This is a genomic window from Mucilaginibacter sp., from assembly GCF_039207105.1.
Lineage (GTDB): Bacteria > Bacteroidota > Bacteroidia > Sphingobacteriales > Sphingobacteriaceae > Mucilaginibacter.
The window spans coordinates 1-3,181 of the sequence record NZ_JBCECK010000281.1 but is presented as its reverse complement, the minus strand read 5'-3'; the positions used below and the strand labels follow the sequence as shown (position 1 = coordinate 3,181).

Sequence of the window (3,181 nt, the reverse complement as noted above, 5' to 3'; positions counted from 1 at the left end):
ATGATTATGTGAATCAGTATAAAATAAAAATGCTTGCCGGGCGGTCTTTCTCACGCGAATTTGGTACTGATACAGCGCAGGCCATGCTCATCAATGAGGCTACAGCCAAGTTGCTTGGCTACAATTCACCACAACAGGTAATAGGTAAACGTTTTAAACAATGGGGCCGTGAAGGAAAAGTGGTAGGAGTAATGAAAGACTTTCACTTTCGTTCGTTACAGGAGGTGATAAAACCCCTAACTATGCGTATCGAACTAAAGAATCTTAGCCTGATATCTGTAAAAGTATCGCCTGAGCATTTGCCGGCTACAATGGCTCAAATTGAAAACAAATGGAAACAGCTGATTCCCAATCGGCCTTATAACTATTATTTTTTAGATGAGTTTTTTGACCGCCAGTATCGTAGTGAACAACGTTTTGGTAAGCTGTTTGTGAATTTTGCCGTACTGGCAATATTTATTTCCTGTTTGGGCTTACTGGGGTTAGCATCATACAGCACCTTGCAGCGTACACGCGAAATAGGCATACGTAAAGTTTTGGGTGCTTCGGTGACAGGTATTGTCAATTTATTATCCTTTGATTTTCTTAAATTGATAGTTGCGTCGTGTTTTATCGCTATGCCTGTAGCCTGGTACTTTATGCATAAATGGTTACAGGATTTTGCCTATCGTATTGATATCAGTTGGTGGATATTTGTTTTGGCCGGTATACTGGCCATCATCATCGCAGTTGCGACTATCAGTTTTCAGGCGGTTAAAGCCGCAATGAGTAATCCGGTTAAAAGTTTAAGGAGTGAATAGAAAATAACACCAAGTTTAACATTAAATAAAAAGATCAGAACAGCATTGTTCTGATCTTTTTATTTACAGCTTATTTGATACTTAATATCTATTTCTGACTGTATCATAACCGTACGCTCTCTGTTACATAAGCGAACAGTGTTTGTATTATATAATTGATGTAATGTATTGATTTTTAGTGTCTTAAAATTTTGGTATATTATTGATACTTGTTTGGCCAAAATGAATTGATATTTTTAAACAACTAATCAAACTATTTATAAACTAATATTTAAAAGATGTTATCACTCCAACATATCTCTAAATTTTATCAGGTAAGCGGACTTAAAAATTTTGTATTGAATGATCTGAGCCTTGAAATTGATGAAGGCGAATTTGTTTCTATCATGGGGCCATCAGGTTCTGGTAAATCAACATTGCTTAATATCATCGGTATGCTTGATGAGCCGTCTGAAGGATATCATTACTTTGCCGACCACACCGTGCACCAGTTAAAAGAGAAACAGCGCTCGGCATTGTATAAGCAATACATTGGTTTTGTTTTCCAGGCTTATCACCTCATAGATGAGCTTACCGTTTATGAAAACATAGAAACACCACTTATTTACCAGGATTTTAAAAGTGCCGAACGTAAAGCGATGGTAGCCGATATGCTTGACCGTTTCAGCATTGTAGGTAAAAAAGATCTTTTCCCTGCACAGTTATCCGGTGGTCAGCAGCAGCTGGTTGGCATAGCCCGTGCCCTGATTGCGAAACCGAAACTTTTACTGGCTGATGAGCCAACAGGTAACTTAAATTCCAAACAAGGGGAGGAGATCATGGAACTGTTTCGCAAGTTAAACAAGGAAGATGGCGTAACTATTATACAGGTAACCCACTCAGAAAAAAATGCCGAATATGGTTCGCGTATCATTAATCTTTTAGATGGTAAAATCGAATCCTCAAAACAACTCTGATCATATTATAATGCGATACTTTAATTTTATATTTTTTAGTTTGATCGGGTTATCCGCTATAAAAACGCAGGCCCAAACTCAAACAGATACCTTAACTACAATCAGGCAGTGTATAGATATTGCTATCAAAAATAACCTGGTGGTAAAGCAAAGTGATCTGGATATGCAACGCCTGCGTGTGAGCTATATTCAGGCAAAAGAAAATATGTTACCATCATTAAACGGGCAGGTTGATCATAGCATTAACAGCGGCCGTAGTGTTAACCCGTTTACCAATAGCTATGTAACCCAATCATATACTTCTGGTAATTATAGCTTGAATGCCAATTTAACGCTATTTAGCGGTTTGCAGAATTTGAATGCCATTAAACAAACATCATTGGCTTATCAGGCCGGTAAAATGGATTTTCAGCAGGCAAAAGATCAGGTAACTATTAACGTGATCACCGCGTACCTTTTAGTTTTGGATAATGCTGAATTATTGACCCAAGCCTATAACCAGCTTGATGTATCTAAAAAGCAAGTAGAACGTTTAGAGATACTGGAAAAGGATGGGGCCAACAAATTACCTTCAGATTTATATGATCTGAAAGGTACCCAGGGAGATAACCAGCTTAATTTAGTAAATACTAAAAATACCCTGGAAGCATCAAAATTAAGCCTGATGCAAATTTTAAATATCCCTTATAACAGAAATTTGAAACTGGAGCCGGTTAGTGTACGTGATGTTGCCAAACAAACGGATGAAAATGCAGATCAGATTTATAGTACAGCACTGGAACAACTGGCTTATGTAAAAGCCGCTGAATTAAGGCGCCAAAGTGCAGAAAAAGGAGTTAAAGTGGCCAAGGGTGCGCTATCTCCATCAATTTCATTATTCGGTGGGGTATTTACTAATTATTCAAGCGCTGCCCAAACTTCTGTATTTAGAGATTCATCTACTGTAAATACAGGAAATTATGTGAATACACCTGCTGGTAAGCAATCTGTTTATACTACTCAGGCAAACTTTGATAACAAAAATATTGGCTATTATGACCAGTTTAAAAACAACTATAGTACACAGTTTGGGGTTAGTTTACGGGTGCCAATCTTAAACTATTTCCAAAACAAGAACAAAGTGAAGCTGGCAAAACTCGATTACCAGGAATCAAAGTATATAGAAGAAAATACCAAGATAGTTTTGCGCCAGAATGTTGAGCAGGCTTATTTAAACATGACCTCGGCCTATAATAGGTATAATGTATTGGTTGATCAGGTTAAGGCCTACGCGGAATCATTCAGGACTGCGGAGATACGTTTTAACGCGGGAGTATTAACTTCCGTTGATTTTGTGGTGGCAAAAAATAACCTCGATAAGGCCAATATCAACCTGATTAATGCTCGTTACGATTGCTTTATCTACAATAAAGTACTGGATTACTA

At 37.7% G+C, this 3,181-nt stretch carries 3 protein-coding genes; all 3 read left to right on the top strand.

Going from position 1 to position 3,181, the window contains the following annotated elements:
• The coding region (locus AAGC65_RS25570; RefSeq protein WP_343115288.1) for an FtsX-like permease family protein at positions 1-800 on the top strand (800 nt) is incomplete at its 5' end.
• A 278-nt stretch (positions 801-1,078) separates the two neighbouring features.
• A complete protein-coding gene (locus AAGC65_RS25565) occupies positions 1,079-1,756 on the top strand; it encodes an ABC transporter ATP-binding protein (protein ID WP_343115287.1) in 678 nt (225 codons plus the stop codon).
• A 10-nt stretch (positions 1,757-1,766) separates the two neighbouring features.
• Positions 1,767-3,181: TolC family protein (locus tag AAGC65_RS25560; protein WP_343115286.1), on the top strand; the 1,415-nt coding region annotated here is incomplete at its 3' end.